The 26,120-nt window shown below is 65.5% G+C and carries 27 protein-coding genes and 1 tRNA gene; 8 read left to right on the top strand and 20 right to left on the bottom strand.

Features of this window, described 5'->3' with window-relative positions; genetic code table 11:
* Window positions 1–22 precede the first annotated feature (22 nt).
* From ACTUWL_RS14640 to ACTUWL_RS14650, 3 genes are all read right to left on the bottom strand, one after another.
* Window positions 23–280 (bottom strand): GCG_CRPN prefix-to-repeats domain-containing protein, encoded by a 258-nt coding sequence (locus tag ACTUWL_RS14640; protein WP_021077605.1) that lies wholly within the window; start codon window positions 278–280, stop codon window positions 23–25.
* Window positions 281–388: 108 nt separating this feature from the next.
* Complete coding sequence (locus ACTUWL_RS14645) at window positions 389–1,429, bottom strand: hypothetical protein (RefSeq protein WP_021077606.1); 1,041 nt, start codon at window positions 1,427–1,429, stop codon at window positions 389–391.
* A 92-nt stretch (window positions 1,430–1,521) separates the two neighbouring features.
* Complete coding sequence (locus tag ACTUWL_RS14650; RefSeq protein ID WP_021077607.1) at window positions 1,522–2,601, bottom strand: LLM class flavin-dependent oxidoreductase; 1,080 nt, start codon at window positions 2,599–2,601, stop codon at window positions 1,522–1,524.
* Window positions 2,602–3,024: 423 nt separating this feature from the next.
* Here ACTUWL_RS14650 and ACTUWL_RS14655 point away from each other — a divergent pair.
* Window positions 3,025–3,101 (top strand) — tRNA-Arg (locus ACTUWL_RS14655).
* 320 nt (window positions 3,102–3,421) lie between these two features.
* Window positions 3,422–3,985 carry an SOUL family heme-binding protein gene (locus ACTUWL_RS14660; RefSeq protein ID WP_203369002.1) on the top strand — a complete coding sequence of 188 codons (564 nt, stop codon included), beginning with the start codon at window positions 3,422–3,424 and terminating at the stop codon, window positions 3,983–3,985.
* Between the two features lie 129 nt (window positions 3,986–4,114).
* Here ACTUWL_RS14660 and ACTUWL_RS14665 read toward each other — a convergent pair whose 3' ends face one another.
* From ACTUWL_RS14665 to ACTUWL_RS14685, 5 genes are read right to left on the bottom strand one after another with little or no spacing between them, the layout of a single operon-like run.
* Window positions 4,115–4,339, bottom strand: coding sequence for a hypothetical protein (locus ACTUWL_RS14665; protein ID WP_203369001.1), 225 nt, complete (start codon window positions 4,337–4,339; stop codon window positions 4,115–4,117).
* 36 nt (window positions 4,340–4,375) lie between these two features.
* Window positions 4,376–5,245, bottom strand: a complete 870-nt coding sequence (locus ACTUWL_RS14670; RefSeq protein WP_203369000.1) for a DUF6671 family protein — start codon at window positions 5,243–5,245, stop codon at window positions 4,376–4,378.
* Window positions 5,245–6,150: a sulfate adenylyltransferase subunit CysD gene (gene cysD / locus ACTUWL_RS14675; protein WP_203368999.1), complete on the bottom strand. Its 906-nt coding sequence runs from the start codon at window positions 6,148–6,150 to the stop codon at window positions 5,245–5,247. Before cysD ends, ACTUWL_RS14670 begins: the two co-directional genes overlap by 1 nt.
* 51 nt (window positions 6,151–6,201) lie before the next feature.
* Window positions 6,202–8,628, bottom strand: a complete 2,427-nt coding sequence (locus ACTUWL_RS14680; RefSeq protein WP_203368998.1) for a YbcC family protein — start codon at window positions 8,626–8,628, stop codon at window positions 6,202–6,204.
* 19 nt (window positions 8,629–8,647) lie between these two features.
* Entirely contained in the window at window positions 8,648–10,207 is a 1,560-nt protein-coding gene (locus ACTUWL_RS14685; RefSeq protein WP_203368997.1) for a proton-conducting transporter transmembrane domain-containing protein, read from the bottom strand.
* A gap of 107 nt (window positions 10,208–10,314) precedes the next feature.
* Between ACTUWL_RS14685 and ACTUWL_RS14690 the strand changes: the two genes are divergently transcribed.
* From ACTUWL_RS14690 to ACTUWL_RS14700, 3 genes are all read left to right on the top strand, one after another.
* Window positions 10,315–11,196, top strand: coding sequence for a LysR family transcriptional regulator (locus tag ACTUWL_RS14690; RefSeq protein WP_203368996.1), 882 nt, complete (start codon window positions 10,315–10,317; stop codon window positions 11,194–11,196).
* Between the two features lie 101 nt (window positions 11,197–11,297).
* Entirely contained in the window at window positions 11,298–12,473 is a 1,176-nt protein-coding gene (locus ACTUWL_RS14695; RefSeq protein WP_203368995.1) for a Fic family protein, read from the top strand.
* A 156-nt stretch (window positions 12,474–12,629) separates the two neighbouring features.
* The gene (locus ACTUWL_RS14700; protein ID WP_448214161.1) at window positions 12,630–13,514 is read left to right on the top strand and encodes a LysR substrate-binding domain-containing protein; all 885 of its coding nucleotides are present in this window, start codon (window positions 12,630–12,632) and stop codon (window positions 13,512–13,514) included.
* On the opposite strand, the gene ACTUWL_RS14705 is transcribed toward ACTUWL_RS14700, so the two are convergent.
* The 12 genes from ACTUWL_RS14705 to ACTUWL_RS14760 form a co-directional block, all read right to left on the bottom strand.
* Entirely contained in the window at window positions 13,478–13,735 is a 258-nt protein-coding gene (locus ACTUWL_RS14705) for a DUF2274 domain-containing protein (protein WP_203368993.1), read from the bottom strand. The two genes, ACTUWL_RS14700 and ACTUWL_RS14705, sit on opposite strands and share 37 nt — an antisense overlap.
* On the bottom strand, window positions 13,732–14,934 hold the full coding sequence (locus ACTUWL_RS14710; RefSeq protein ID WP_203368992.1) for a TrbI/VirB10 family protein: 1,203 nt from the start codon (window positions 14,932–14,934) through the stop codon (window positions 13,732–13,734). Before ACTUWL_RS14710 ends, ACTUWL_RS14705 begins: the two co-directional genes overlap by 4 nt.
* Window positions 14,931–16,004, bottom strand: a complete 1,074-nt coding sequence (gene trbG, locus ACTUWL_RS14715; protein ID WP_203368991.1) for a P-type conjugative transfer protein TrbG — start codon at window positions 16,002–16,004, stop codon at window positions 14,931–14,933. Before trbG ends, ACTUWL_RS14710 begins: the two co-directional genes overlap by 4 nt.
* Window positions 16,001–16,690 carry a conjugal transfer protein TrbF gene (gene trbF / locus ACTUWL_RS14720; RefSeq protein ID WP_203368990.1) on the bottom strand — a complete coding sequence of 230 codons (690 nt, stop codon included), beginning with the start codon at window positions 16,688–16,690 and terminating at the stop codon, window positions 16,001–16,003. The genes trbG and trbF overlap by 4 nt, the downstream gene beginning before the upstream one ends.
* A 3-nt stretch (window positions 16,691–16,693) precedes the next feature.
* Window positions 16,694–18,043 carry a P-type conjugative transfer protein TrbL gene (gene trbL, locus ACTUWL_RS14725; protein ID WP_203368989.1) on the bottom strand — a complete coding sequence of 450 codons (1,350 nt, stop codon included), beginning with the start codon at window positions 18,041–18,043 and terminating at the stop codon, window positions 16,694–16,696.
* Window positions 18,040–18,366 carry a putative entry exclusion protein TrbK-alt gene (trbK-alt, locus tag ACTUWL_RS14730; protein ID WP_203368988.1) on the bottom strand — a complete coding sequence of 109 codons (327 nt, stop codon included), beginning with the start codon at window positions 18,364–18,366 and terminating at the stop codon, window positions 18,040–18,042. The genes trbL and trbK-alt overlap by 4 nt, the downstream gene beginning before the upstream one ends.
* Window positions 18,367–18,375: 9 nt before the next feature.
* Window positions 18,376–19,113 carry a P-type conjugative transfer protein TrbJ gene (trbJ, locus tag ACTUWL_RS14735; RefSeq protein ID WP_203368987.1) on the bottom strand — a complete coding sequence of 246 codons (738 nt, stop codon included), beginning with the start codon at window positions 19,111–19,113 and terminating at the stop codon, window positions 18,376–18,378.
* Entirely contained in the window at window positions 19,110–21,548 is a 2,439-nt protein-coding gene (trbE, locus tag ACTUWL_RS14740) for a conjugal transfer protein TrbE (protein ID WP_203368986.1), read from the bottom strand. Before trbE ends, trbJ begins: the two co-directional genes overlap by 4 nt.
* A 7-nt stretch (window positions 21,549–21,555) precedes the next feature.
* Window positions 21,556–21,831: a VirB3 family type IV secretion system protein gene (locus tag ACTUWL_RS14745; RefSeq protein WP_203368985.1), complete on the bottom strand. Its 276-nt coding sequence runs from the start codon at window positions 21,829–21,831 to the stop codon at window positions 21,556–21,558.
* Entirely contained in the window at window positions 21,831–22,172 is a 342-nt protein-coding gene (locus tag ACTUWL_RS14750) for a TrbC/VirB2 family protein (RefSeq protein WP_203368984.1), read from the bottom strand. Before ACTUWL_RS14750 ends, ACTUWL_RS14745 begins: the two co-directional genes overlap by 1 nt.
* Window positions 22,169–23,119 (bottom strand): P-type conjugative transfer ATPase TrbB, encoded by a 951-nt coding sequence (gene trbB / locus ACTUWL_RS14755; protein ID WP_307756212.1) that lies wholly within the window; start codon window positions 23,117–23,119, stop codon window positions 22,169–22,171. The genes ACTUWL_RS14750 and trbB overlap by 4 nt, the downstream gene beginning before the upstream one ends.
* 225 nt (window positions 23,120–23,344) lie before the next feature.
* On the bottom strand, window positions 23,345–23,773 hold the full coding sequence (locus tag ACTUWL_RS14760; RefSeq protein WP_203368982.1) for a MerR family transcriptional regulator: 429 nt from the start codon (window positions 23,771–23,773) through the stop codon (window positions 23,345–23,347).
* Between the two features lie 83 nt (window positions 23,774–23,856).
* Here ACTUWL_RS14760 and ACTUWL_RS14765 point away from each other — a divergent pair, with 83 nt between their 5' ends.
* The 3 genes from ACTUWL_RS14765 to merA are packed head-to-tail and all read left to right on the top strand — an operon-like array spanning window position 23,857 to window position 26,065.
* Window positions 23,857–24,273 (top strand): mercuric transporter MerT family protein, encoded by a 417-nt coding sequence (locus tag ACTUWL_RS14765; protein WP_203368981.1) that lies wholly within the window; start codon window positions 23,857–23,859, stop codon window positions 24,271–24,273.
* A 29-nt stretch (window positions 24,274–24,302) separates the two neighbouring features.
* Window positions 24,303–24,611 carry a mercury transporter gene (locus ACTUWL_RS14770; RefSeq protein ID WP_203368980.1) on the top strand — a complete coding sequence of 103 codons (309 nt, stop codon included), beginning with the start codon at window positions 24,303–24,305 and terminating at the stop codon, window positions 24,609–24,611.
* Window positions 24,612–24,634: 23 nt separating this feature from the next.
* Window positions 24,635–26,065, top strand: coding sequence for a mercury(II) reductase (gene merA, locus ACTUWL_RS14775; protein WP_203368979.1), 1,431 nt, complete (start codon window positions 24,635–24,637; stop codon window positions 26,063–26,065).
* Window positions 26,066–26,120 lie beyond the last annotated feature (55 nt).

The raw sequence follows: 26,120 nt of genomic DNA on the forward strand, positions 1-26,120 counted from the left end.
GTCCACTTCGCTTGAAGACGCTCTAGAGCCAATCCTTCGTCGTCTGCGAACAGGCCTGGAAATCGCGGCGCCAAATGTACCCTTGACCACCGCAGGGCGGCCGTGGGCGCGTGGTGGCGGGACATTCGTTCCTGAGCCGCGCGCTGGTGCCCCAGCCATCAACCACGCAGGCGCCGTTGACGGTGCTGTGGCAGCCTGTGCCACAGCCGTCCGCGGCGTTAGCCGGGGTCAGGCCGAGCAACGCACCTGCCGTTAGAACCGCGAGCAAGCTTGCTCTCATGATGCTCTCCATCAAGCTGTCGGTCGTGATGCCCCAGTCGCGAAGAGAGCGTAGGCGATCTCGATGCCGCTGGCCACCGCGCCGCCGCACACATTCCGGTGTGCGTGATCAGCGCGCCGCTTCGCAGCCGGGGATGTCGAACACCGCGGTCAGGCCGCAGGGTGAGTTGAGCATCTTGCCGCCCTCGTGGCCGACGCCGGGCACGTCCCACACGCTGTGGTTCGGCGTGCCGCCGTCGCGGGCGGCCATCGCCGCGACATAGGAATGGCCGCGTGCGTAACGATACGGGCCTTCGGCTTCCGCCATGCAGGATTTGTCGAGCGCGGGATGATCGGGGTTGGTGTCGAGCGTTCCCAGGAGATAGATCACGCGGCGCCCGACATAGGCCTGCTCCAGCGCGGCCGGGGTCGGCTCGGCGAGATAGGGCGGACGGTCGTCCATGCCGAATTTCCAGCTGTTATAGCCTTCACACTTCGCCGCGATCGCGGGCTCCGGACGCTCCTTGGTGAAATACGCATAAGAGGACGGATTGGCGACGACGTAGCGCACGCCGATGCCTTCGCGCAGCAGCACCTGATCGCCCTTCACCGCGATCGCATAGCGCTGCACCACCTGGCCGCCGCCGGAATGACCGAACACCACGACCTCTTTCAGGTTCGGAAACAGCTTGCGGTCGCCGAGCCTGGCCAAAATCGCATCGAGTGCGTCGAACGAGCTCGCCGGGCCGGGTGCGATCGCGGGCTCGCCGCCCTGCCAGCCATAGATGCTCCAGCGCAGCGTCGCCGCTGGCAGCTTGAACGCCTCGACATCGGGTTCGATCAAAAACTGCGGCGCGATCATCAGCGTGCGCTTGCCGACATCGCCGGCCGCCGCCTGCGCGCTCAGCGCCGCGCGGAAATAGTCGTCGGCATTGCGCAGCACGCCGTGCAGCACCAGCACCGCGCGGGTGACGTCGGGCAGCGGATTGGACCAGTCGGCCGAAAGATAAAGCGGAAACGTCGCGTTGCCGACGGCGATGCGCCCGCTCGCGATCTCCTTGACCGGCTTCATGTCGCGCTCGGTCTGCGCCGGCGTGGCCAACGCGACCGGTGCGTGTGCTGCCGTCAAGGCGAGCAGCGCCAATGCCGCAAGCCAGCCCCGATGATGCATGTTCAACTCCGTTGTGCTGCAAGCCCGGCGGGATCATGCCGCGTCAGGCGCCGTTTCACCCGTGAATTTTCGGAAAGTTTTCGGATCGCGCCTCACGCCGCGAGGCGCCCGCGATTGTTCGCAGCGAGGATCGGGCGGATCAGGCGGCCGAACCGCTCGGCCTCCTCGTCATGCAGATAGCCGGACAGGCAGAACGAGTGGCAGCCGGCATCGATGAACTGCTGCAAGGTCGCGGCGCATTGCTCGGGATTGCCGACCACGGCGATGCCGGCGCCGGGCCGCACCTTGGTGATTCCGGTCCACAGATGCGGCATCAGCAGGTCGCCGTAGTCGCGCGCGAGCTGCTGCACGCGCTGGTTGGCCTCCGAGCGGTTGTAAAGCGTCTTCATCTCCTGCTTCTGCCGCTCGGTGGCGTGGCGCACCAGTTGGTCGGCCACCTCCCAGGCATCCGCCTCGTTCTCGCGGCAGATCACCTGCAGCCGCATGCCGAAGCCGATCCCGTCCTCGCGGTCGTGGTCGCGCGCCATCCGCCGGATCTCGGCGATATTCTCCGCGATGCGCTCCGGCAGATCGCCCCAGAACAGATGGACGTCGGAATGCCTGGCCGAGACCTCCCAGGCCTGCCGCGAGCCGCCACCGAGATAGAATTTCGGAAACGGCTGCTGCAGCGGACGTGGCCGGATATGCGCGCCCGAGATGGTGTGAAACTTGCCCCGGAAGGTCACCGGCCCGCGCGTCGTCCACAGCGCCTTCAGGATCGAGACCTCCTCCTCCATCAGCGCGTAGCGCTCCTCCTTGGGCTGACGTACGCCTTCGGCCTCGACCTCGCTCTCGTTCTGCCCGGCGATCAGGTTGATGCAGATCCGCCCGCCCGACATCTGGTCGAAGGTCGAGATCATCTTCGCCATCAAGACCGGGTTGATGTAGCCCGGCCTTGCCGCGATCAGCGGCTTGATCCGGCTGGAGCGCGCCGCCATGAAAGCGCCTGATATCCAGGCCTCCCAGCACACGGAGCCGACCGGGATCAGCAGATATTCAAACCCGGCATCCTCGGCCGCCTTGACCACGCGCTCGCAGAGTTCCGGCGACCCGGCGACCTGCGCCTCCATCAGCCCATAGGCCGTGGTGTCGCCATGCGTGGGCAGATACCAGCCGAATTCCAGCGGGCGCATGGGCAAACTCCCTCGAAAGACGGCCCTTTTTGCTTGGACCTGTCATATTGGCGCAGACAGTTTACAGCCTGGTCCCGGCCAGCCAAGGCCGTTGCCGACGGAGGACCAATCAGCTAAATGAAGCCCTGCACGCACCCGTAGCTCAGCTGGATAGAGCGTTGCCCTCCGAAGGCTGATGTCAAGGGTGTTCTACTAGTGAGTAACTGAAGAAAGGGTCGTGAAAACAGTAGCTTGAGTGGTCCTGCAAACGCCGCCAAACCCCGAAGAATTTTCGCGTAAGCACCGCGTAAGCAGTTTTCGGAGAACGGGGGCGGAACAGCGGGTAGCGGGGCGTAGTCGCCCAGCGACCGCGATGCAGGATTGGTTTGTGACGGCCGAATCCGTTGACCCTCATAGGTCGGTCGGGCTAGGCGAAATTGAGATGCACCCGTAGCTCAGCTGGATAGAGCGCCACCCTCCGAAGGTGGAGGCCACACGTTCGAATCGTGTCGGGTGCGCCATTTCTAAAAATTGCCGTCGACCGTGAGGTCAGCTTGGGCCGCGTTCCTATTTTGAATGGCGACGACTCGGCCCGCCAAATCGTAGGTTGATTATGGCGGCCAGCTTTCGAGCACTACATCGCAGGTAGCGAGCGAGAGAACGGCGTTAGCCGTCTCGACCGCCAAGGTCGGCGGGTTGGTGAAAGCGGTAGCGACTTGGCTCCCTAGTAGCCATTTCCGATCTCAATGGGTGGATGCCGCGAGAAAAATCTGGCGCGATGAGCTTGAGACAATTTGGGCTGTTGGTCGCCTTGGCGATCGTGGCGATCGGAAGTCCCGCAATGGCTGTCGAAGAACCCTCTTTCCAAACCGTCATGCATGATGGCGCGTTCGAGGTCAGGGATTATCCCCGGCTGATCGTGGCCGAAGTCACTGTATCGGGAGAGCAGAAAGAAGCAGCCAGCAAAGGATTTAGGTTGCTAGCTGGCTACATATTCGGTGGAAATAAGGGCCGTCAAACGATCGCCATGACTGCTCCTGTGGCTCAACAGCCAGTCAGCGAGAAGATCGCGATGACGGCTCCCGTCACCCAAACGAAGGTCGCCGACAATTGGGTCGTCAGGTTCACCATGCCGAGCGCCTTCACGACAATCGAGATGCTTCCCGAGCCCAACGATCCGCGAGTGACACTGCGTTCGCTGCCGGCGACTCGTGTCGCGGTACTGCGTTTCTCAGGCTTAGCGCGCAGAAGTGAAGTCGAAGCCAAAGACGCAGAACTTCTTGACGCAGTCAGATCTCGTCATTTGCAGCCAATCGGACCGGTTACGCTGGCCCAATACAATCCGCCTTGGACGCCTTGGTTCATGCGCCGGAACGAGGTCATGGTCGCTCTTTCGTCCGGATAACGAGCGGTCTACCCGGGCAAACCGGCCTGCTCCGCCTTATCTCACGTAACGCCAGGTTCAGAACTCAGCGATCAGCATGGGGTTTGGCCTGGCTCCTGGGGTGTCCTGTTGGTCCTGATCGGCACCTACTTAGGCAAACATCCCGGCAATCAAGGCCTCTGACCGTTTCCGCAAAACGAGATTGAGGATTTCGAGGTCGTTGAGCACGGCTGTGGGGTCGCGCGGCAATGCCTCCTGCAAAGCCGTCTTCAACCAATCACTCATGCCGGGATGTTTGAGGATGAAAGCAATATGCGCGTCAGCATCGAACTGAGGGTCATCCCCAGAAGTACCTTCTGCAACACTTTCAACCATTGGACTCACTCCGATGATAAATTGGCGCAACGACGCCTAGGGATTGCATCCATCGCATTGTCCGGGATCTGCCGTCGTCTGATCGGAGGCCGGTCGCTCAAGCCTGTGACCACATGGTCGGCACGTGAGAACGTTGGTCATGACAACGCGCGTCGGCTCGCCGCACCAAGCGCACGGCAGGCCGGGAACACGTTCGGTTACGTCGAAACCCGGGTAGTCGCACTCCGGGCATCGGCTGTGAAAGCGGCGCACGAGGTCATTTGTGGCGCGTGCGATCGCGGCCATTCGGGTTGGGTTCCGATGGGCGCGCATGTCGGTTTCGACAAAGGCGGCGCCGCACCGGCTACACGCCTCCCGCACCGCAGACCCGAACATGTCACGGTCCGTGACATCCTTCCGCAGAAGGATCTCCGGCGCCGGCTGATCGTCGTGGCATCCCATGACGATCAGACCATGCTCGGGGAACCTGACGCGTTCAGCGAATGCAATTGCTTCATCGAAATCGCGCGCAATCGCATGCGCGAAATTGGTTTCCGGGCTAGCGTCGTAGCCGATGAGTTCAAGACCATTGTCGCGGTCGACCATCAGAACGAGTTCGCGCCCGAGCGCCAGGAAGGGGATGTGGGGATGGGGTCCGAAGCTTCCCTCGCTCGCCAATCCCACGCGCGCGCCGGGAGCCCGTTCAAAACCCGCGGCTATCTTCGCCTTCGCTGCGTCCAGTTGCGAGCCGAGCCGTTCGACCTCGCGACTGAACGTACCAAATCGATCCGTATCGACAGACCGGACCAATTCAACGCGCAGACCCAGCCCTTCTCGCAGGATTGGAGCAATGACACGCTCCTTGGCGTGCATCGTGGTCAGCACCGCCTGGATGTCGAGATAGTTCCACGGACTTGAGCCAGCCATCAGAAATAGCCTTCGCGCTTTTTCTGTTCGAGCGAGCCGCCATCCTCGCCGTCGCTGATGCGTCCTTGCCGCTCGGATGAGGATGCTCTGAGGGTTTCGTCCACGACGGACCGCAGGTCGGAGGCATCGGATTCGATGGCTCCCGTCACTGGCCAGCAGCCGAGCGTGCGAAAACGCACCTTGCGGATGGACGTCTGCTCGCCGGGGAGGAACCGCATCCGGCTTTCGTCATCGACCACGATGAAGGCGCCGCCGCGTTCGACCACAGGGCGTGGAGCGGCATAGTAGAGCGGCGCGAGCTCGATATCGTTGAGCAGGGCGTAAGCCCAAATATCCGTCTCGGTCCAATTGGACAGGGGGAAGACCCGCGCGCTTTGGCCCTTGGCGAGGCGGGCGTTGTAGAGTTTCCAGAGCTCGGGGCGCTGCTGGCGCGGCTCCCAAGCGTGCGCCGCGTTCCGGATCGAGACGATACGCTCCTTGGCGCGTGACTTCTCTTCGTCGCGGCGAGCCCCGCCGAAGATGATGTCGTACCCGCCGGCATCGAGCGCCGCCTTCAACGGCTCCGTGCGCATGACCGTCGTGTATCGCTCCCCGTGGTCGAACGGGTTGATGCCCGCGGCTCGTCCCTCCTCATTGGCATGCGCGATGAGACGCAAGCCGTGCTTGCTGGCGAAAGCGTCCCGAAATTCGATCAGTGATCGGAATTCCCAGGTCGAGTCGACATGGAGCAAGGGAAACGGCGGCGTACCCGGATAGAAGGCTCGGATGGCGAGATGCGCCATCACCGTCGAGTCCTTGCCGGCCGAGAACAGCATCACCGGGTTTCGCGCTTCGGCGACCACTTCACGGATGATGTGGATCGCCTCGGACTCCAGCGCGGCGAGATGGTTTGCGGCTCGGGTCATGACCTTGGCTCCTGACCGGAATTCGCACTGCGGGGCTGGCGGGGCATGGTGTCAGACCGCCACTGTGAGTTGCGGCGACGCATGAGAGGCCTCGCGGTCTCCCATCGCCGACCATTTGAGATCGCCTGCGTAACGCCAGGCCATGCGCCCGGCCTCGTCCAGGGCGAACAGATGCAGCCAGCCATTGTCGAACAGGGCGCGCACGCCCGCGTGCCGGCCAAGGATCTCCGACATCGCTTCACGCGGGGCCTCGACGCAGACCGACAGCCGCAGCGGATCGTGCGCATAGCGCTCGCCGTCGTGGACCGACTGCCATGGCAAGCCGACGCGCAGGAGCCCGCCATTGCCCTCGACCACACCGATCCCGCCGGTGACATTGTGTAGGAGCTTGTTGCCGCCCCCGAAGACATCGGGCGCGACGGTCGATCCATAATATTGCAGGCTGATCCAGCTCGCCACGACGACCGGAGCGGTCAGGATCAGCTCGAGAACGCTGAAGCTCTTGTCCTGCTTCCAATCGTAGTCATGCAGGAAGGCCCGGCCTTCCAGGCTCTTGCCGACCGTGCGCCTGCGCGGGGCGGCGATGAAGGCCTGGCATCCGGCGAGGGCCCATTCGGGCCGGGTCTCGGACCAGTCGCGGCTTCTGCGATGAAGGGCGGCCTCGCTTGCGGCCCGGGGCAAGCGAAGGGCGCGTTCGGTCCGCGCCATCTTGCCCGCCGAAGCCAGCCAGGTTCTCGCCTGATCGAGGTCGCCCTTGTGGGCGGCGGAGGGATGATCCTCGTCATAGAGGGTCAGGTCGTCCGTGGTGGTGTCGTGGAGCGCCGCCACAAACAGCGTGTCGTCTGGAATTTCGATCTCACTCTGCGAGAGCCCATCTCTCACCTCGGCATCGTTCAGAAGTGAGGCGAGCAGTCGGGCGTTGACCTCTCCGGAATAGCCGCCGCAGGCGCCGCAATGCAGGGCGCTGGCATGAGGATTGTTGACGACGTTGGCGCCATGACCGGCCAGAAGCACCAGCGGTGCAAAGTCGCGGGTCAGGGACATCGCGCGCAGCACGGTCTCGGCGGCCTTCGCCCGGGCGGTCGCGTCGAGCGCGGGATCGAGCCGAGGCGCCGGATCGCCGGGCGGCCGAGCGCCGTCCAATCTCAACGCATCAGTCAGCAGCTTGCCGACATAGACGGGACCGGTCGCCTCGACGAAGGCGAAAGATGAGACGGCGGCGAGCTTGAACCGGCCCCAGGCGCGCTTTGCGCGCGCCTTGAACCGCGTCGACTGATCCTCCGCGTGGAGAGCCGGGCCGCCGGAGCACGACCTGAGCGCGGGATTGAGCAGAACTGGCAGCCGCCGTTCCTCGACGTCCGAGGCGAAGCGCCGGTGCGTGGTGGTAAGACCGAAAAAGCCGGCAAAGCCTATGGTCTGGATCCTGGGATCGATACTTTCGAGCGCTCGGCGAAAAACCTCGGAGCGAACATCGATGCAAAAGGCGGCCTGGAGCGCGGGTCTATCATCAAGCGCTGGAGGAGACTGCGCGGCTAGAGTCTGCCCCAACGCTCGCTGCGCAGAGCGCTCGGCAGCCTCCTGCAGGATGGCGTCGATGGCGCAATCGAGCGTCGGCGCGAGGGGCGTGGCGTGCGCTTTCCGCACGCTTGCCCAAGCCTCGGCGATCTCGACGCCGAAATGCAGAAAGAGTGCTTCTTCCCAGATCAGCCGGATCGCCAGGAAATCGGTGATCGTCTCATCCGCGCCGTCGGCGAGCTCGGCCTGCCAAAGCCTGTAGCGGGCATATTGCGCCCAGCCGCCAAGGGTCATGAGCATCTGATGGAAGTATGTTTCGGCGGCGCCCGCCTCCAATCCCAGCCGAGTGACGACGCGTTCAACCACAGCTGAGGCGGTCTCCGGCGCCTCCGATACGTGCAGGGCGAAGTTAGGGAGCCCGGCGATTTCGGGCGTGAGGTCGTGGGTGGCGATCGCCCGCCAGGCGGCGTAGGCGCCCTTGCCTTTCGGTGCGGCCCACAGCGCCTGCCCTTGGTCGAAATAGCCGGCGGCCCAGGCTCCGAAGCGTTCGGCGATCATCCCCGGCCAGTCGACGCCGGACGCGCGCGCCGCCAGGTCGGCGACGGTCGGAAGCGATTTTGGGGGCGGCGCTTCGACGCCGGCAGCGGCCTTCAAAGCCGTTACATCCGCAGGTCTCGGCCCCGTCGAGACGCTCGCCAGAGCGTCCGAAAGGTCAGCGTCACTGATCACGCCTGCGGCGATCTTCTGGCCATACCAGCTCCGGGGCATCGTGACGGCGGCGCCGGCGACCCTTGCGAGCCGCGCGCCGACCTTGGCGAGGGGCTCGTCGGTTTGCCCAAGAAACGGATTGACCGCGACGCTGGACGCCAAGGGCCAAGCGGGCGGGACCGCGCGGGCGGCGCGATCCATGGCCAGCGTCAACGCTTGCGGGGCGGGCCAGGTCGAGAGGATTTCGTTGTTCATGATCGGTCTTCCTGGTCGGTTAGGATGGGTTGCGGACGGACCAGCCGCCGATCAGCCGGTCGAAAACGGCGTTGGCGTAAAATCCGTTCGAAAGATGCACGCGCAGGCCGGCGGCGGCGGGATGGTTGGCCCAGAGGGGAAACATGGCCTGCACGATGGCGACGATGCCGAAGCTCGCGGCCGTCAGTGCGATCAGCGCCCATTCGAGCGGACCAGGCGCCGGCGGCGGCGGCAGGACATTCGCGGTGATCGCGGTCGCCGCCCACTGAAGGGCGAAGTAGCCGACCGAGGTCGCCACGGCATAGACGGCCGTGCGCCGTGTCAGCGCTCTGGGCGCTGCGTCGGCGAACCCTTGCGCCAGCATGTAGGCGACGCCGAAGATCAATATGGCGCCGAGCGCGATCGCCTGAGGCGATTTGTGCTCGAAGCCGAAGCAAGCCCCGACAAGGACATAGATGGCGAGCGCCGAGAGAAAGGCGCGCGCGACGGCGCCGGCCTTTGGCACGGCGACTGGGCCGGGCCTGCGGATCGCAGCCACGCGCTCAACGGCGCCGCCGGAGGCGAGAAAGGAGTGCGCCTTGTAGAGCGAGTGGGCGACGATGTGCAGAAGCGCCAGAGGGAAGAGCGCCAGGCCGCACTCGAAGATCATGAACCCCATCTGGGCTACCGTCGACCAGGCGAGCGAGGTCTTGACCGAGGGCTGGGTCAGCATGACCAGGCTGCCGAACAGCGCGGTGAACCCGCCAATCATGACCAGCGCGGCAAGCACGCCGGGCGCTAGCAGCATGACGTCAGCAAAGCGGATCAGCAGAAAGCCGCCGGCATTGATCACGCCGGCGTGGAGGAGAGCCGATACCGGCGTTGGCGTCTCCATCACCTCGGTGAGCCAGCCATGGGCTGGAAACTGAGCCGACTTGAGCACCGCAGCGATCGCCAGCAAGCCGGCGGCGGCGATGGCGAGCCCTCCACCCGCACCCAACTTCGCGGCGGCAAGGATAGTGCCGATGTCCGACGTCCCGTAAGCGGCGGCCAGCAAAAACGCGCCACCAAGGAGCGCGGCATCGCCAAGCCGCGCGGTGATGAACTTCTTCCGCGCCGCCCGCTGCGCGGCAATGCGCTGCGGATAGAACAGCAGGAGCCGGTGCAGAAACAGGCTGGTGGCGATCCAGGCGATCACCAGCTGGAACAGATTGCCGGCGGTCACGAGTAGCGCCACCGACGCCAGTGTCAGGCAAAGCCACCCGGTGAAGGCGCCTTGGCGGGCCTCGCCGTCCAGGTAGGTCCGCGCATAGCGGACGACGATCCAGCCGACGAACGTCACCGGCAGCAACATGGTCGCGCTGACGGCGTCGAGCCTGACCGAAGTACCGAGTCCCCTGAACCCGAGGACGGGACTTTCGACAGCGCCGAAGAGGATCAGGCCCCCGGCTGATAGGATCGCCGCAAGCAACGCGATGAGCGAAGCGGTTTCGGCCAGCAAGGGGCTGAGTTTCGGCCGCCGACCACGATGGAGGAAGCCGATTGCTCCGGCGAGAAGCAGCGGAACGGGCGCCGACAGCGGCGCGAGGAAGTGCTGCACGAGAGCCCCCTTTTAAGACAATGACTGTTCGGGGACGTTGGTACCTGATCACGAAATCCGAAAAAAATTCATTGTTTTGGCAAAGTCGTTCGTTTTAATAGAACGACATGAGAGACCTGAACTACAATCACCTGCGCTACTTCTGGGTGGTGGCTCACGAGGGCAGCCTCACGCGGGCGGCCGAGCGCATGAACCTGTCCCAGTCGGCTCTTTCTGTTCAAATTCAGAAGCTTGAACACCAGATGAGCCATCCGCTTTTCGAGCGAGTCGGCAGGAAGCTCCTTTTGACAGAAGCTGGCCAGATCGCGCTCGATTACGCCGATACGGTGTTCAAGGCCGGCGATGAACTCATGAGCACCCTGCGGGGGCAGCCGCTGGCTACCCGTCAGGTTCTCCGCGTCGGCGCGCTAACGACGCTTTCGCGAAATTTCCAGCTCGAATTCCTCCGGCCCTTGATCGGCCGATCGGATGTCGAATTGATCGTCCGCTCAGGCAATATTCGCGATCTGCTCGCGCAATTGGAGGCGCACGCCATCGACGTGGTCCTGGCGAACAGCGCCGCGCCGCGCGACGCCCGCTCGTCATTGCGCAATCATTTGCTGAACGAGCAGCCCGTGAGCTTGGTCGGTCATCCGCGTCCCGATGGCCGCAAGTTCAAATTTCCCGATGATCTCCGGTCGGAGCCAATTCTTTTGCCGAGCCTAGACAGCGATATTCGCGTCGCCTTCGATCGGGTGCTCGAGCTAGCCGGGATAAGACCCATCATCCTGGCCGAAGTCGACGACATGGCGATGCTGCGTCTGCTCGCCCGTGAACGGGAGGGCGTGACCCTCGTGCCTCCGATTGTCGTCCGCGACGAACTTGAGGCGGGCGTTCTTGTCGAGCACTGCCGGATACCCGAGGTCACGGAGACGTTTTACGCCATCGTGCAGAAGCGGCGGTTCCCCAATCGGCTGCTGAACGAGCTTCTCCCGGTCGGGAAGCTCTAGACGAGGGAGCGACCGCTGCGGAGCCTTGAATTAGTCCCGCCCACTATTAATATATATGGGATTATACTTTAATAACGGCGAAGCTAATTAAAGGATCGCGCGTGGCGGACGGAGAGAACCAACGGCTCGGCGCCTATGTCGAAACGAGCGCGGGAGGCGAGCGCGTGCGGGCCTATGTGCCTGCCCCACTGCCGCCGAATCCGCCGCTTGAACTCGGACGGTTCATGCAGGTCTATGAACGCGCCATCACCGCGGTCGGGCGCCTCGACGGCGTGACGACGATCCTGCCTTCGACGCCTTTGTTCCTCTACATGTACGTCCGCAAGGAAGCCCTCCTGTCCTCGCAGATCGAGGGGACGCAATCCTCGTTGTCGGATCTGCTGCTGTTCGAAAATCATGAGGCGCCGGCAGCCCTACTCGACGACGTGACCGAGGTTTCGAACTACGTCGCGGCGATCGAGCATGGCGTCTCCCGGATGCGCGGCGGATTTCCGTTGTCGCTGCGGCTGATCCGCGAAATGCACGCCATCCTGCTCAAGTCGGGACGGGGCGCCGCAAAGCAGCCGGGCGAGTTCCGCCGCTCGCAGAACTGGATCGGCGGAACCCGGCCCGGCAACGCCCTGTTCGTGCCCCCGCCGCCGAACCGGCTGGACGAATGTCTCGATTCGCTCGAGCGCTTCCTGCACAGCGAGGATGCGGCGCTGCCCCCGCTCATCCGGGCGGGCCTGGCCCACGTCCAGTTCGAGACGATCCACCCCTTCCTCGACGGCAACGGGCGCCTCGGCCGGCTGCTCATCACGCTGATCCTGTGTGAGGCTGGGGTGCTGCGCGAGCCGATCCTCTATCTCAGCCTGTTCCTGAAATCCCGACGCGACGACTATTACCGGCTCCTGCAGGAGGTCCGCCAGGCTGGGACCTGGGAAACCTGGATGGAATTCTTCCTGACCGGCGTCGCAGAGACCGCTGATCAGGCTACCGCGACCGCGCGCGATCTGATCGCCATGTTCGACGTCCATAGGCAGCAGATCGCTGGCCTCGGCCGTGCGGCCCCGTCGGCGCTCCGGGTCCACGAATTGATTCAAGCCAGCCCGATCGTCACCATCCAGACTGTCTCCGAGAGACTTGCGGTCTCCTTCCCGACCGCCAGCACGGCGCTGGAAAATCTCGCCAAGATCGGTGTCGTGCGCGAGACCACGGGACGGCAGCGCGGCCGGATTTACGCCTATTCGGACTACCTGGCCCTGCTCGATCGCGGCACCGATCCATTGCCGGCCTGAGACATTGGATCGAACCAAGCTCTCGACACATTCGTTTGGGTAGAGTCGATCACGAAAGGGGGACGCAGGAGGGGGCGAAGTTGTGAAAGGCGGCCCGTCCAGGCCGATGAAGTGAGTCGTGTGGATGTAGAGCTTAGTGATCTGCGTTTGGCTGTCGTGACGTCACAGCACCGCAGCCTGCGGCAGGCGGCGGAAGCTCTGAACATACGCCAATCGACCTTGAGCCGCCGGCTGCACGAGATCGAGCGCCAGCTTGGCGTGGTATTGTTCGAAAGGACGAATGGCGGCACTCACCTCACCACGGTGGGATTGGAGTTCGTCGCGAGCGCCAAACGGATCCTCGATGACGTGGACACGGAGCTCCGACGGATCAAAAGCAGAAGCCGTGGCGAACTCGGCCTCCTGACGATCGGCGTGCATGCCTCTCCCTCGGCGGGACACATGCACGCGACTTTGGTCGAATACCATCGGCGTTTTCCGGATGTGGATGTGCGCACCGTCGACGGCAGCCAGGATCGGCTGCTATGCGCTCTGGCGGGGAACGCTGTCGATATTGCGATCATGACCGGCCATGCGACCACCTGGGACGGCCGGATGCTCCCGCTCTGGAGCGAACGGGTGATCGTGTCTTTCCCGCAGCATCATCCGCTTGGTCAGAATTCGAGGATTCGCTGGGCGGATCTCGCAAACGAAAAATTTCTCGTCCCACAGCAAGGCCCTGGGCCGGAGTTGGAGGGGCTGCTCATGGCGAAGCTTCGTCATGCCGTCGGCTCTCAGCGGATCGTCCATCAGGACTCGTCACTGGACAGGCTGCTGAGCCTGGTCAGTGCGAATTATGGAACGCTCCTGATGTTCGAGGGCGCGACGGGGGGCCGCTACGAAGGCGTCGTCTACCGGGAAGTCTGGGACGACGACGGTCCGACCCAAGTCAAATTCATGGCCTGTTGGCGAGATGCGAACAGCAATCCCGCGCTGGGATCGTTCCTGGCGATGTTGCGCGAAAACTATCCCGATTTCTCGGCCGAACCGCCAGCGACCTGAGCGGCCCGATCGCGACGCGCCTTGGCGAAGGCGCGATCGGTCGCCATGAATCGCTCGATCATCGGCACGATGAGCTTCGAAGGATCGGGCGCCGTTTGGCCGCTCGTCCGGCCGAGCACCTGAGCATAGGCGACGAGATCGCGATGCACGGCGGCGGGCAGTTCGACGCTCATCTTGACCGGCTTGTCGTCGGTCAGCGGCCCGAGTTTGAGCTTCGTCATGGAGTGCCTCCGTGGCCGTAGGGCGCCAGCACCAGGTCGCGCGTGACGATAACGCGGACCGGGAAGCCCGGCCGGATGGTCAGCGTCGGCTGAATGTTGAGTTGGCGCTGAACGATCTGCGAGCCGGTCTGGCTGATCGAGTTCGAAGCGCCCGAGCGGATCGCCTGGACGAGATTGTTCTCGTTCTGGCTCGTACCGGCTTCGGCGCCGACGCTGAGGAGGGTCGAGAGGACGGCGGCCTTGAACAGCATGCCCCAATGGTTATCGACCTCGTCTTCGAGCCCCGCATAGCCTTGGGTATCGGCGCCCGGTTGCCGCTCCAGCACGATGGAATTGCCGTCCGGCATGATGATGCGCGTCCAGACGAGAAGGATGCGGCTCTGACCGAAGGCGACTGAGCTGTCGTATTGGCCAATCAGCTTCGCGCCCTGCGGGATCAACAGGTATTGCCCGGTCGGGCTGTCGTAGACGGCCTCCGTCACCTGGGCAGTGATCTGGCCCGGAAGATCGGAGCGGATGCCTGTGATGAGCGCCGCAGGGATCACGGTTCCCGCCTGCACGACATAGGGCGAAGCCTTGGCTTCGAGACGGTCGGGGCTGACCGTTCGCTTGTCCGTCGCGGCGTTGAGAAACGCAGTCTTGCGATCCTGCATGTTCTGCGCGGACCCAGCATCGACGGGTGGCGTGGGTGTCGGACCGCCCTGCGTCGCCGTCGCCGGCGGAGCAACGAGGCCGACCGGCTGCGGCTGCTGGTTGGTCTGGGCGAACAGGCGGCTTACACGCGCTGCCTCGGTCTCCTGAGCCAGCCGTTGCGCCGCAGGATCGGGCGTGGTTGCCGAAACGCTGGTATTTGGCGCGGCGCCGGCATTGAGGATGGGCTTGCCGAGGTCGCCCGGGAGTGGCGGCCCTAGCTGCGGCGCCTGGCGTGGAAGGCCGGTATAGTCTTTCGGCAGCCCGGCCAGCCCCTCGGCCGAGGGCCGGCTTTGGGTGCTGAGCAACTCCTGCCCCGTCTGCGACTTGTTCCGGGTCTGAAGGGCGTAGCCGAGAGCGCCCGCGACCGCGAGGGCCGACACCGCGCCGAGCGTGATCAGCACCTTGCGCGAGAGGCGCGTGACGCGCGGTCGCTCGCCCCGGAGCCGCAAATCGGGCGGCACGACAGGCGCTGGCGCCGGCGCTTGCTCTTCCGGTTCGTCCGTCATGACCGCGGCCTTCCATCGGTGCGCACGATGCGGACGCGACGCTCGCTATCCTTGTCGCCGAGACGAAGTTCGGCCGCGGCGAACAGGCGGTCGACGATGTAGTAGTTGGCGCGAACGCGATAGTTCACCAGCTCGGAGCCGCCGGCCGGACCGATGACGAAGAGCGGCGGCATTTCGCCCTGGCGGATGCCGGACGGGAATTCGATGTAGACCTTCTGGCCGTCGTCGAAGGCGCGCAGCGGCCGCCAAGCGGGATTGTCACCCTCGATCGCATAGCGGAAGTTGATCGCGGCGAGATCGACGCCGGTGGCGATCGGCGCGGCTGTTTCGGCCGCCGCATTCTGCTGACGCAGCGCGATGAGCTGGTCTTCGGGATATTGCCAGGAGACCGACGCCATATAGGTCTTCTCGGTCGAGCGCAGCTCCAGGAGATAGGTCCGCCGATCGGTGTTGATGACGAGATTGGTCATGAGGTCCGGCCGGGTCGGCTTGACCAGGATGTGGACCTTCTTGGTCGGACCCGCGCCGCTTTCCGTGTCGCCGATGATCCAGCGCACGGTGTCGCCGGCGGCGACCGGCCCCGTGCCGACGAGCTGTTCGCCTTCCTGCAGCGCGATGTCGGTGATCTCGCCGGGCGCCGTGTAGGCCTGATAGAGCGCGCCCGCCGAATAGGGATAGACCTGCACGGCGTTGATGAAGCCGTTGCGAACCGGCTGGATGCGGGCGGCCGCATTGGCCTGGTTGACGCGCACGGTGGGATCCGTTGCTTCCGGCGCGGGCTTGCCGGTATCGAGCGGCTTCAACTGGCCCGGCAGCGGCAGAGGCTTCGGAAGCTCGACGATCTTCACCGGCGGCGGTGGATCGACGGAGAGCTTCGCCGGCACGGCGTTGTCGTAGTTGATGTCGGGTGGGATGAACGGGTGCGCGCAGCCCGCGAGGGCAGTAACCGACAGGAGCAGAGCGGCGAGCCCGGCTTTACGGAAAGGCGTATGTCCGCCCTCTCGGCCATGTGCAAAACCCGAAAGGCGTGAAGCCGGACCGCCGGCTTCCATGGAAATCGGCGGGGTCATTGTCCCAGCTCCTTCGACCAGTTGATGGCAGTGACGTAGATGCCGAGCGGATTCTTGCGGAGCACGTCGGCAGAGGTTGGCGGCTGGATCGCGACGGTGAGGATCGCGGTCCAGCGTGAGGTCTCGGCGAGCGCGCCGTCCTGATAGCGGTGCTCGACCCATTCCACGCGGAAGCTCGACGGGGAGGCGCGGATCACGCTCGAGACGTCGATGGCGATCTGCTGGTGGCCGAGCTTGCCGAAGGGGTCGTTGGCGCGGGCGTAGTCGTTGAGCGCCTGCGAGCCCGAGGTCGTGGTGAAGTCGTAGGCCTGCAGCCAGTTCTGCCGCACGATGATCGGATCGGCCGGCAGCGAGCGGACCATCTCGATGAAGTGGGCGAGATACCAGGCGATCTCCGGATCGCTCGGGGCATAGTCGGCCGTGGCCGGCGCGACAGCCTGCGCTTGGCCGAGCTTGTCGACCTGCACCACCCAGGGGACGATGCTGCCGTGGGTGGACTGCCAGACCAGGCCACCGGCCAAACCCATCGAAAGCGCGAGTGAGCCGAAGGCCATCAGCCGCCAGTTCTTCGCCTGCACCCGGGCCGAACCAATTCGCTCATCCCAAGCTTGGGCGGCGCGCTGGTAGGGGGTCTCGGGTTCGGGGGTACGGCCGTAGCGGACCGTGGATCGGCGAAAGAGCGCCATTGTCTATTCTCCCGAAAGATCGACGGAATGGCCGCCGCCGTGGCTGTCACCGGACCTGAGGACGTGCGCCGCGGTGGTCGCGCCCTGGTGGATCGATTGATTGCGTCGCATCCGCTGCGCCCAAGCGGGAGGACTGGATCCGCTCGAACTCGGCGCAGGGGCGGCCGGCTCGCCGCCGCCGACCGTTCCTTTCGTCGAGGAGCCGCCCGTGGCCGCGAAACTGGACCTCGCGCCGGCGGCGAAGCTGTCGCGCATCGAGCCCGCGGCCTGAGCTGCCGCGCGCCGCATTGGCGCTGAGGCCGCGGCCGCCGCGGCCCGACCGACACCGCCAAGACCAGCGGCCATGCCCGAAGCGCCGGACCGGCCGGCGGAGGCCAGGCTGTAGGCGGACGAAGCGCCACCGGCCATCGCAGCACCACCGCGGGCCGCGGCCGCCGTCCCCGACGCAGCCGCCATCGCTCCCCTTCCGGCCAGGCCAAGCGCGCCAGCCCCGGCCATGGCGGTGCCGGCGACGGCAAGGCCAGTGCCGACGGCAGCGCCCGCGCCGAGTTGGGGCGCGCCAGAGACGAGGCCCGTAGCGATGCCGGGTCCGAAGATGCCGAGACCGAGCATGGCCAGCGCCGCGAGCACGACGGACAGCGCCTGCTCGATGGTCGGCTGGCCGCCGGCATAGGTCTGGGTGAACTGCGAGAAGAGCCCGGTGCCGATGCCGACGATGACGGCGAGCACCATGACCTTCACGCCGGAAGCGACGATGTTGCCGAGCACCTTTTCGGCGAGGAAGGCGGTCTTGTTGAAGAGGGCGAAGGGAATGAGGATGAAGCCGGCGAGCGTCGTCAGTTTGAACTCGATGAGCGTGACGAAGAGTTGCACCGCCAGGATGAAGAAGGCGATCAGCACCAAGAGCCACGACACCATCAGGACCGCGATCTGGACGAAGTTCGCGAAGAAGCTGGTGAAGCCCATCATCTGGCTCGCCGCGTCGAGCAGCGGCTGGCCGGCGTCGAGACCGACCTGCGCGAGATGGCCGGGCTGAAGAAAGGTGGCGGTCGAGATCGTCGAGCCGCCGGCCTTCAGGCCGAGGCCCGCGAAGCTGTTGAAGACGATGGCCGACAGGTTGTTGAAGTTGGTGATGATAAAGGCGAAGAAGCCGATGTAGAGCGTCTTCTTCACCAGGCGCTGGAGGATGTCTTCGTCGGCGCCCCAGGCCCAGAACAGCCCCGCCAGCGTGATGTCGATGACGATCAGCGTCGATGACAGATAGGCGACCTCGCCCTTGATCAGGCCGAAGCCGGAATCGATGTAGGTCGTGAACGTGTTGAGGAAGGTGTCGATGACGCCGACGTTGTTCATGGCGCATCTCCTGAAGCGGGGGTGGCCGGCGCGACGGCGCCCGGGGGCGATGGCGGCAGCGGCCGCGCCGGCCTACCGAAGAAGCGCCGGCGGGTTTCCTCCCAAACCGCCTCGCAACGCGCATCCACGGCATCCTTGGGACCGAGCGCGCCGCATCGGCGCAGCTCGGCCGTGAGGTCATCGGTTGCTGGAGCGGTGACGGTCGGAAGGGGCTCGACAACGGGCACCGAGGGATGCCGGTTGATCGCGAAGAGGGTCGCGGCGAAACACGCGATCAAGGCCAAGATCGCAGCGGCGCGGAAGATGTCCGACCGGCCCAGCATCAGCGCGCCTCAGTTGCCGCTGAACATGGTGACGTTGCCGGGCTGGTAGCCGCTGCGTGTCGAGAAGGTCTTGTAGTTCTGCTGGCCTTGCGCCTCGGCGGCGGCGACGCGCGCCTGCTCCAGCGCGTCGGCACGGCCTTTCGCCGACAACACGGCGACGACGTCGGAGAGCTGCTGGGATTGGAGGGCCAGAAGCTGGTTCCCGGCCTGCGCCGCTTGCAGCGCACCCGTCGCGCTCTGGCTGGCTGTGACCAGGGAGGTCATGGCGCTGGAATTGGTCGGAATGTTGCCGACCACGCCCGCCTGAACCTTGAGGCTGTCCTCGAAAGCCGCGACCGAATTTTGCCAGCGCTGCTGAGCATTGGCGACCATAGTCGTGGTCGAGCCCGTGCCCGCTGCGCTGCCATAGCTGGTCGAATAAGCCTGCTCGATCCGCTGGACGTTGAAGGCGATGTTTTGCGCTTGGCCGAGGAGCGACTGGGTCTGTGCGATCGATGACTGAAGCTGGGTCAGCGTCGACATCGGCAGGTTGGCGAGATTGCGCGCCTGGTTGACCAGGCTCGTCGCCTGATTGGTCAACATCTGGATCTGATTGTTGATCTGCTGCAGCTCGCGCGCCGCCGTCAGCACGTTCTGGCTGAAGTTGGTCGGGTCGTAGACGATCCATTGCGCCGAAGCCGGCGGCACGGCGACGGCCAGGGACAGCACGACGGCGCTTGCCGCCGCCAGATGGCGCAGCTTGATCATGATGACGTCTCCAGGTTGGTCAGCTCGGGAATGAGATCGGCGGCCCAGAGAAGCTCGCGATCGGCGAGCCAGGTGGGCGTAAAGGCCTCACGGCCGCTCTCGGCGATGACGCGCTCGATTGCGGCGTGGTCTTGCTTGGAGGACGCGGCGCAGAAGGTCAGCGCGACCGGCCCGAGCCCCAGCTCGAACAGCCGGTTGCCGCGGCGGGATTGGCAGTAGTAGTCGCGCTTCGGCGTCGCCCGCGCGAGGATCTCAATTTGGCGATCGTTGAGGCCGAAGCGCCGGTAGATCGCCGTGATCTGCGGCTCGATCGCGCGTTCGTTCGGCAGGAAGATGCGGGTCGGGCAGCTCTCGACGATGGCGGGCGCGATGTTGCTGCCGTCGATGTCCGAGAGCGATTGCGTGGCGAAGACGACGGAGGCGTTCTTCTTACGCAACGTCTTCAGCCATTCGCGAAGCTGTTGCGCGAAGGCCGGATCGTCGAGGACCAGCCAGCCCTCGTCGATGATCAGCAAGGTCGGCCGGCCGTCGAGGCGGCCCTCGATGCGGTGAAACAGATAGGTCAGCACGGCGGGCGCCGCGCCGGCGCCGATCAGTCCCTCGGTCTCGAAGGCCTGAACCGAACTGGAACCGAGGTGCTCGGACTCGGCATCGAGCAGCCGGCCGGAGGGACCGCCGACGCAATAAGGTTGCAATGCCTGCTTCAGCGCGGTGGATTGCAGCAGAACCGCGAGGCCGGTGATGGTTCGCTCGCCCACCGGTGACGAGGCCAGCGACGTCAGCGCCGACCAAACATGCTCCTTCGCGATCGGATCGATCGTGACGCCTTCCTTCGCAAGGATGGCTGTCACCCATTCCGCCGCCCAGGCGCGCTCGGCCTGGTCATCGATCCGCGCCAGCGGTTGCAGCGAGACGGAGTGCTCCGACCCGGCGGACAAGCTGCCGCCGAGGTCGTGCCAGTCGCCGCCCATGGCGAGCGCGGCGGTGCGGATCGACCCGCCGAAGTCGAAGGCGAAGATCTGATTGTTGCGGTAGCGCCGGAACTGCATCGCCATCAGTGCCAGCAGCACGGACTTGCCCGCGCCGGTCGGGCCGACGATCAGCGTGTGACCGACGTCGCCGACATGCAGGCTCAGGCGGAATGGCGTCGACCCCTCCGTCTTGCCGAACAGCAGCGGCGGAGCTTGGAAATGCTCGTCGCGTGCCGGCCCGGCCCAGACCGCTGAAAGCGGGATCATGTGGGCGAGATTCAGTGTCGAGACCGGCGGCTGGCGGACGTTGGCGTAGGCATGGCCGGGGACGGAGCCGAGCCAGGCCTCGAGCGCGTTCACGCCTTCCGGCATGCAGGTGAAGTCGCGGCCCTGGATCACCTTCTCGATGAGGCGCAGCTTCTCGGCCGCTAGGCCGGCGTCTTCGTCCCAGACGGTGACAGTGGCGGTGACATAGGCTTGGCCCACGTCGTCGGAGCCCAATTCCTGAAGTGCCAAGTCCGCGTCGGCCGCCTTGTTGGCCGCATCGCTATCGACCAGCGTCGAGGCCTCGTTGGTCATCACCTCTTTGACGATCGCGGTGATCGACTTGCGCTTCGCGAACCATTGCCGCCGGATCTTGGTCAGCAGCTTCACCGCCTCGGTCTTGTCGAGGAGGATCGCACGGGTCGACCAGCGATAGGGGAAGGCGAGCCGGTTCAGCTCGTCGAGGATGCCGGGATGAGTCGTGGTCGGAAATCCGACCACGGTGAGTGTCCGCAGATGATGGGCGCCGAGCCGCGGCTCAAGTCCGCCGGCGAGCGGCTCGTCAGCGAGCAGCGCATCGAGGTGCATCGGCGTCTCGGGGACGCGCACGCGTTGCTGCCGCGTCGAGATGGTCGAGTGAAGGTAGGTCAGCGTGTCGCCGTCATCGAGCCAGACGACCTCGGGCATGAAGCCCTCGACCAGTTGCAGGACGCGGTTGGTTCGATCGACGAAGCCGTGCAGCAGCTCCCACGGATCGACACCTGTCTGCGACCGGCCTTCATAGAGCCAGCCTTCCACCCGTGAGGCGTCCTCGGCCGGCGGGAGCCAGACGAAGGTCAGGAAATAGCGGCTCTCGAAGTGGGCGCCTGCCTCCTCGAAGGCGTCCTGCCGTTCGAGATCGACCAGGGCCGATGCCGGATCAGGAAACGTCGAATGCGGATAGGTCTGGGCGGCGATCCGCTGCGCCTCGACGAAGATCGCCCAGCCGGAGCCGAGCCGGCGCAGCGCGTTGTTCAGCCGTGCGGTGACGCCTACCAGCTCGGCCGGCGTCGCGCTGTCGAGGTCCGGTCCGCGAAAACGGGCGGTGCGCTGGAACGAGCCGTCCTTGTTGAGGACGACACCCTCACCGACGAGAGCGGCCCAGGGCAGGAAGTCGGCGAGGCCTGCGGGGCGATGGCGGTATTCGGCAAGGTTCAGCATGGTGGCCTCACACCCCCAGATGTGCGGGGTAGCGAAGATGCCGGCGCACCACGTCGACGAATTGCGGGTCCCGTTTCGCCGCCCAGACGGCGGCGGAATGGCCAACTGCCCAGATGAGCGCGCCGGGGATCCAGAGCCGGAGGCCGAGCGCGATCGCCGCCGCCAAGGTGCCGTTGGCGATCGCGACGGTCCGCGGCGCCCCGCCCATCAGGATCGGGTCGGTGAGCGCGCGATGGACCGGAGCGAAGAAGCCGGGCACGTCGGGATCGACGATCGTGGCCATCAGACCAGCGCCCCGCCGGAGAAGCTGAAGAAGGACAGAAAGAAGCTCGACGCCGCGAAGGCGATCGACAGACCGAACACGATCTGGATCAGCCGGCGGAAACCGCCCGAGGTGTCGCCGAAGGCGAGCGTCAGCCCGGTCACGGTGATGATGATGACCGAGATGATCTTGGCGACCGGGCCCTGCACCGACTCCAGGATCGAGTTGAGCGGCGTCTCCCACGGCATGGAGGAGCCGGAGGCGTAGGCGGCCGGGGCGAAGGCCAGGGTGAGCGTCGTCAGGGCTACGAATTCGGCCAGGCGGCGGCGCGCACGACTGGCGACGGCGAGAGCACGGATCATGAGGGGTCTCCTGGGTGCAAGGAATCGCCGCCCACCTCGGCGGACTGGATGCGGTAGTCGCCGGTGGCGGGATCGAGGCCGGCGATGAGGGCGAGTTCGGAGAGGCGGCGTTCGCTGCCGCGGCCGCGCAGCACCGCGACGAGTTCGATGGTCTCGGCGATCAGCGCCTTGGGGACGGTGACGACGGCTTCCTGGATGAGCTGTTCGAGGCGGCGAATCGCGCCGAGCGCAGTGCCGGCGTGGATCGTGCCGATCCCACCCGGGTGGCCAGTGCCCCAGGCCTTCAGGAGATCGAGCGCCTCGGCGCCGCGGACCTCGCCGATCGGGATGCGGTCGGGCCGAAGGCGCAGCGAGGACCGGACAAGGTCCGACAGCGAGGCGACGCCGTCCTTGGTGCGCATCGCGACCAGGTTCGGCGCGCGGCATTGCAGTTCGCGGGTGTCCTCGATTAGCACCACGCGGTCGCTCGTGCCTGCGATCTCGGCCAGGAGCGCGTTTGTGAGCGTCGTCTTGCCCGTGCCGGTGCCGCCAGCGACGAGGATGTTCTTGCGCGACGCGACTGCCCCACGCAGCAACGCCGCTTGACCAGCGGTCATCGTGCCAGCGTCGACATAGTCGTCGAGGGTGAAGACGGCGATGGCGGGCTTGCGTATGGCGAAGGCCGGCGCGGTGACGACGGGCGGCAGCAGCCCCTCGAACCGCTCTCCCGTCTCGGGCAGTTCGGCGGAAACGCGCGGCCGCTCCGCGTGGACCTCGGCGCCGACATGGTGTGCGACCAGGCGCACGATCCGCTCGCCGTCAACGGCCGACAGGGTGCGGCCCGTGTCCTCCAGCCCGCCCGACAGCCGGTCGATCCAGAGCCGGCCGTCGGGGTTGAGCATCACCTCGACGATCGACGGGTCTTCGAGGAAGGCGGCGATGGCGGGCCCGAGGGCGGTGCGCAGCATGCGCGCACCGCGGGAGAAGGCCTCGGAATGGAGTGGAGCAACCGCCACGATCGTCCCCGTCTTGGGCCAATCGCGACATGCGATTGGCGACGGGGATGATTAGAAAAGGCAAGAAATGGGACGCCTCAACAAGTATTCACACGGCGTAGCGATCAGGCGTAGAGCGGAGAAAAAATACTTGCGGGGGCGTATTCGAATGTAACGGTCAAGGCAGCCGGCGCGGCCTTACTTGGCGAGCCGCTCTCGGAACAACGTTTCGATCAGAGGACAGTCGAGCCGCGTGCCATCGCCGCATTGCGCGACCACGTCCTTCAACACGCGCTCCATGCGTTTCAAGTCGGCGATTTTCGCGCGTACATCCGCAAGGTGAGTCGCGGCGAGGACGCTCGCTTCCGCGCATGGCTGTTCGCGTTCGTCCGCCAGGCGTAAGAGAGCGCGTATCTCTTCCAACGAGAATCCGAGCTCGCGGGCGCGCAGCACGAAACCGAGACGGCGTTCATGGGCGCCATCATAGCTACGGTAACCGCTGGCGGTCCGTGGTGGTGGCGGCAAGAGCCCGACCTTTTCGTAATATCGGACGGTTTCGAGATTGGCGCCTGTCCGCCGGGCCAACTCTGCGCGTTGAAGGCCATTCGATGACTTCGAGGCGCTCATCAAAAATGCCCTTGACCCTGTAGTCGCTACAGACCTCAGGATAGGCGCAGATTGGATTCGGAAGCAACAGGAGTGTAGTGGCTATGAGCGAAACGACGGCTTCGGCTCATGGTGCGTCCGAGGGAAGCGCCATCGCGGTTCCGCCGCAGGACGCGCGCACGACAGCGTCGCATTGGCTCGCCGTCGGCGGCTTATTGGGCGCGCTGGGCGCGGCTTCGTGCTGTGTCATCCCTTTCGCGCTGTTCCTTGCTGGCGTCAGCGGCGCCTGGATTGGCAACCTGACCGCACTGGAGCCCTACCAGCCGATTTTCGCCGCCGTCTCGCTAGCTTTTATCGGTGCTGGCGCCTGGCGGATGCGGAAGAAGCGGCAGGTCGCGTGCGCCGACGGGTATTGCGCCACACCCCGGTCGGATCGCGTCGCAAAGATCGGCCTCATTGTCGCGATCACGCTGGTCGTCATCGCGGTCGGGTTCCCCTACGCCGCGCGCCATTTCCTGTGAGCGCGCCGCTACGCCAAATGGAGAGAAGCATGAAGAACGGAATTGGATTGTTGGCCGCGCTCGGCTTGTTCGCGGCCCCGATGGCCGCCTGGGCAGGCCAGGCCACCGTCGTCCTCAATGTCCATCACGCTGGCTGCGTGCTGTGCGGGCCGATCGTCAAGAGCACGATCGCCCATGTCAAAGGCGTCAGCGGCGTCACGGTCAGCCAGGCCGACGCGATGGCCGACGTCACCGCGACCGTCACCTACGACGCCGCCGTCACCTCGCCGGGCGCGATGATCAAGGCGACCACCGATCACGGCTATCCGGCCGAGGTCGCCAAGTCGACGAAGGGCTGAGGCGGCGAAACCGAGACGAAACCATGAGCGATTACTGCACGCCGAAGGCGAAGGAATCCGACTGTTACGACCTTGTCGTCGTCGGCGCCGGATCGGCAGGATTTTCGGCCGCGATCACTGCCGCCGAGCAAGGCGCGCAGGTGGCGCTGATCGGGGCTGGCACGATCGGCGGCACTTGCGTCAATATCGGCTGCGTGCCGTCGAAGGCGCTGATCCGCGCGGCCGAGACTTTGCACAATGCGCGCGCCGCGGCGCGGTTCGGGGGCGTTTCCGCCCACGCCGAGGTCCGTGACTGGCGCGCGACCGTCAGGCAGAAGGACGAGTTGGTCTCTGCCCTGCGGCAGGCCAAATACGTCGACCTGTTGCCGGCCTATAACAACATCGCCTATCGCGAGGGAACGGCGAAGCTGGTCGAAGGCGGCGTCGAGGTCGCCGCCGCGCGCCTCGTCGCCGAGCGGATCATCGTCGCCACCGGCGCCCGGCCGGGCGTTCCGGCGATCGCGGGGATCGAGTCCGTGCCCTATCTGACGAGCACGACCGCGCTCGAACTCGCGGAGCTGCCAAGCTCGCTTCTGGTGATCGGCGGTGGCTACATCGGCGCGGAGCTGGCGCAGATGTTCGCGCGCGCAGGCGTCAGGGTGACGCTCGTCTGCCGTTCGCGGCTGCTGCCCGAAGCGGAGCCGGAGATCAGCATCGCGCTGACGCGCTTCTTCGCCGACGAGGGCGTCGAGGTCGTCTCCGGCGTCGCCTATCGCTCGATCCGCAAGACGGAGACAGGGGTCGCGCTGGCGCTCGTCCGCGACGGCCGCGAGGCGACCATCGAGGCGGAGAAGGTGCTGTGCGCGGCGGGGCGCGCGCCGAACACCGAGGGTCTTGGCCTCGCCGAACTCGGCGTCAAGCTGACGCCGAACGGCGCCATCGTCGTCGACGATCGCATGCGCACCAGCCGTCCGAGCGTCTATGCGGCGGGCGACGTCACGGGGCGGGACGAATTCGTCTACATGGCCGCCTATGGCGCCAAGCTCGCGGCGAAAAACGCGCTCAACGGCGACAGCCTCGCCTATGACAATTCCGCCATGCCGGCCATCGTGTTCACCGATCCGCAGGTCGCGAGCGTCGGGCTGACGGAGGCGGCCGCGCGGGCGGCGGGCTACACGACGCGCGTTTCGACGATTACGCTCGATCAGGTTCCACGCGCGCTCGCCGCGCGCGATACGCGCGGGCTCATCAAGCTTGTGGCGGACGCCGGCAGCGACAAGCTCATCGGCGCGCATGTCCTCGCCCCCGAGGGCGCGGACAGCATCCAGACGGCCGTTATGGCGATCCGCGGCGGCCTGACGGTGCGCGATATCGCGGAAACGATCTTCCCCTACCTGACCACCGTGGAGGGGCTGAAGCTCGCCGCGCTCGCCTTCGACAAGGAAGTGGCGAAACTCTCATGCTGCGCGGGTTGAATTCGCAGCAGCAACCAATCCGAGAAGAGCGGACGCCAGAGCAGTCACGGGCGGT

The organism is Bradyrhizobium sp. WCU1 (assembly GCF_053474805.1).

Bases quoted from the DNA above. Each gene is read 5' to 3' on its own strand.
- ACTUWL_RS14640 (WP_021077605.1), bottom strand. From the start codon at position 280: ATGAGAGCAAGCTTGCTCGCGGTTCTAACGGCAGGTGCGTTGCTCGGC.
- ACTUWL_RS14645 (WP_021077606.1), bottom strand. From the start codon at position 1,429: ATGCATCATCGGGGCTGGCTTGCGGCATTGGCGCTGCTCGCCTTGACG.
- ACTUWL_RS14650 (WP_021077607.1), bottom strand. From the start codon at position 2,601: ATGCGCCCGCTGGAATTCGGCTGGTATCTGCCCACGCATGGCGACACC.
- ACTUWL_RS14660 (WP_203369002.1), top strand. From the start codon at position 3,422: ATGGCTGTCGAAGAACCCTCTTTCCAAACCGTCATGCATGATGGCGCG.
- ACTUWL_RS14665 (WP_203369001.1), bottom strand. From the start codon at position 4,339: ATGGTTGAAAGTGTTGCAGAAGGTACTTCTGGGGATGACCCTCAGTTC.
- ACTUWL_RS14670 (WP_203369000.1), bottom strand. From the start codon at position 5,245: ATGGCTGGCTCAAGTCCGTGGAACTATCTCGACATCCAGGCGGTGCTG.
- cysD (WP_203368999.1), bottom strand. From the start codon at position 6,150: ATGACCCGAGCCGCAAACCATCTCGCCGCGCTGGAGTCCGAGGCGATC.
- ACTUWL_RS14680 (WP_203368998.1), bottom strand. From the start codon at position 8,628: ATGAACAACGAAATCCTCTCGACCTGGCCCGCCCCGCAAGCGTTGACG.
- ACTUWL_RS14690 (WP_203368996.1), top strand. From the start codon at position 10,315: ATGAGAGACCTGAACTACAATCACCTGCGCTACTTCTGGGTGGTGGCT.
- ACTUWL_RS14705 (WP_203368993.1), bottom strand. From the start codon at position 13,735: ATGACGAAGCTCAAACTCGGGCCGCTGACCGACGACAAGCCGGTCAAG.
- ACTUWL_RS14710 (WP_203368992.1), bottom strand. From the start codon at position 14,934: ATGACGGACGAACCGGAAGAGCAAGCGCCGGCGCCAGCGCCTGTCGTG.
- trbG (WP_203368991.1), bottom strand. From the start codon at position 16,004: ATGACCCCGCCGATTTCCATGGAAGCCGGCGGTCCGGCTTCACGCCTT.
- trbF (WP_203368990.1), bottom strand. From the start codon at position 16,690: ATGGCGCTCTTTCGCCGATCCACGGTCCGCTACGGCCGTACCCCCGAA.
- trbL (WP_203368989.1), bottom strand. From the start codon at position 18,043: ATGAACAACGTCGGCGTCATCGACACCTTCCTCAACACGTTCACGACC.
- trbK-alt (WP_203368988.1), bottom strand. From the start codon at position 18,366: ATGCTGGGCCGGTCGGACATCTTCCGCGCCGCTGCGATCTTGGCCTTG.
- trbJ (WP_203368987.1), bottom strand. From the start codon at position 19,113: ATGATCAAGCTGCGCCATCTGGCGGCGGCAAGCGCCGTCGTGCTGTCC.
- trbE (WP_203368986.1), bottom strand. From the start codon at position 21,548: ATGCTGAACCTTGCCGAATACCGCCATCGCCCCGCAGGCCTCGCCGAC.
- ACTUWL_RS14745 (WP_203368985.1), bottom strand. From the start codon at position 21,831: ATGGCCACGATCGTCGATCCCGACGTGCCCGGCTTCTTCGCTCCGGTC.
- ACTUWL_RS14750 (WP_203368984.1), bottom strand. From the start codon at position 22,172: ATGATCCGTGCTCTCGCCGTCGCCAGTCGTGCGCGCCGCCGCCTGGCC.
- trbB (WP_307756212.1), bottom strand. From the start codon at position 23,119: ATGCTGCGCACCGCCCTCGGGCCCGCCATCGCCGCCTTCCTCGAAGAC.
- ACTUWL_RS14760 (WP_203368982.1), bottom strand. From the start codon at position 23,773: ATGAGCGCCTCGAAGTCATCGAATGGCCTTCAACGCGCAGAGTTGGCC.
- ACTUWL_RS14765 (WP_203368981.1), top strand. From the start codon at position 23,857: ATGAGCGAAACGACGGCTTCGGCTCATGGTGCGTCCGAGGGAAGCGCC.
- ACTUWL_RS14770 (WP_203368980.1), top strand. From the start codon at position 24,303: ATGAAGAACGGAATTGGATTGTTGGCCGCGCTCGGCTTGTTCGCGGCC.
- merA (WP_203368979.1), top strand. From the start codon at position 24,635: ATGAGCGATTACTGCACGCCGAAGGCGAAGGAATCCGACTGTTACGAC.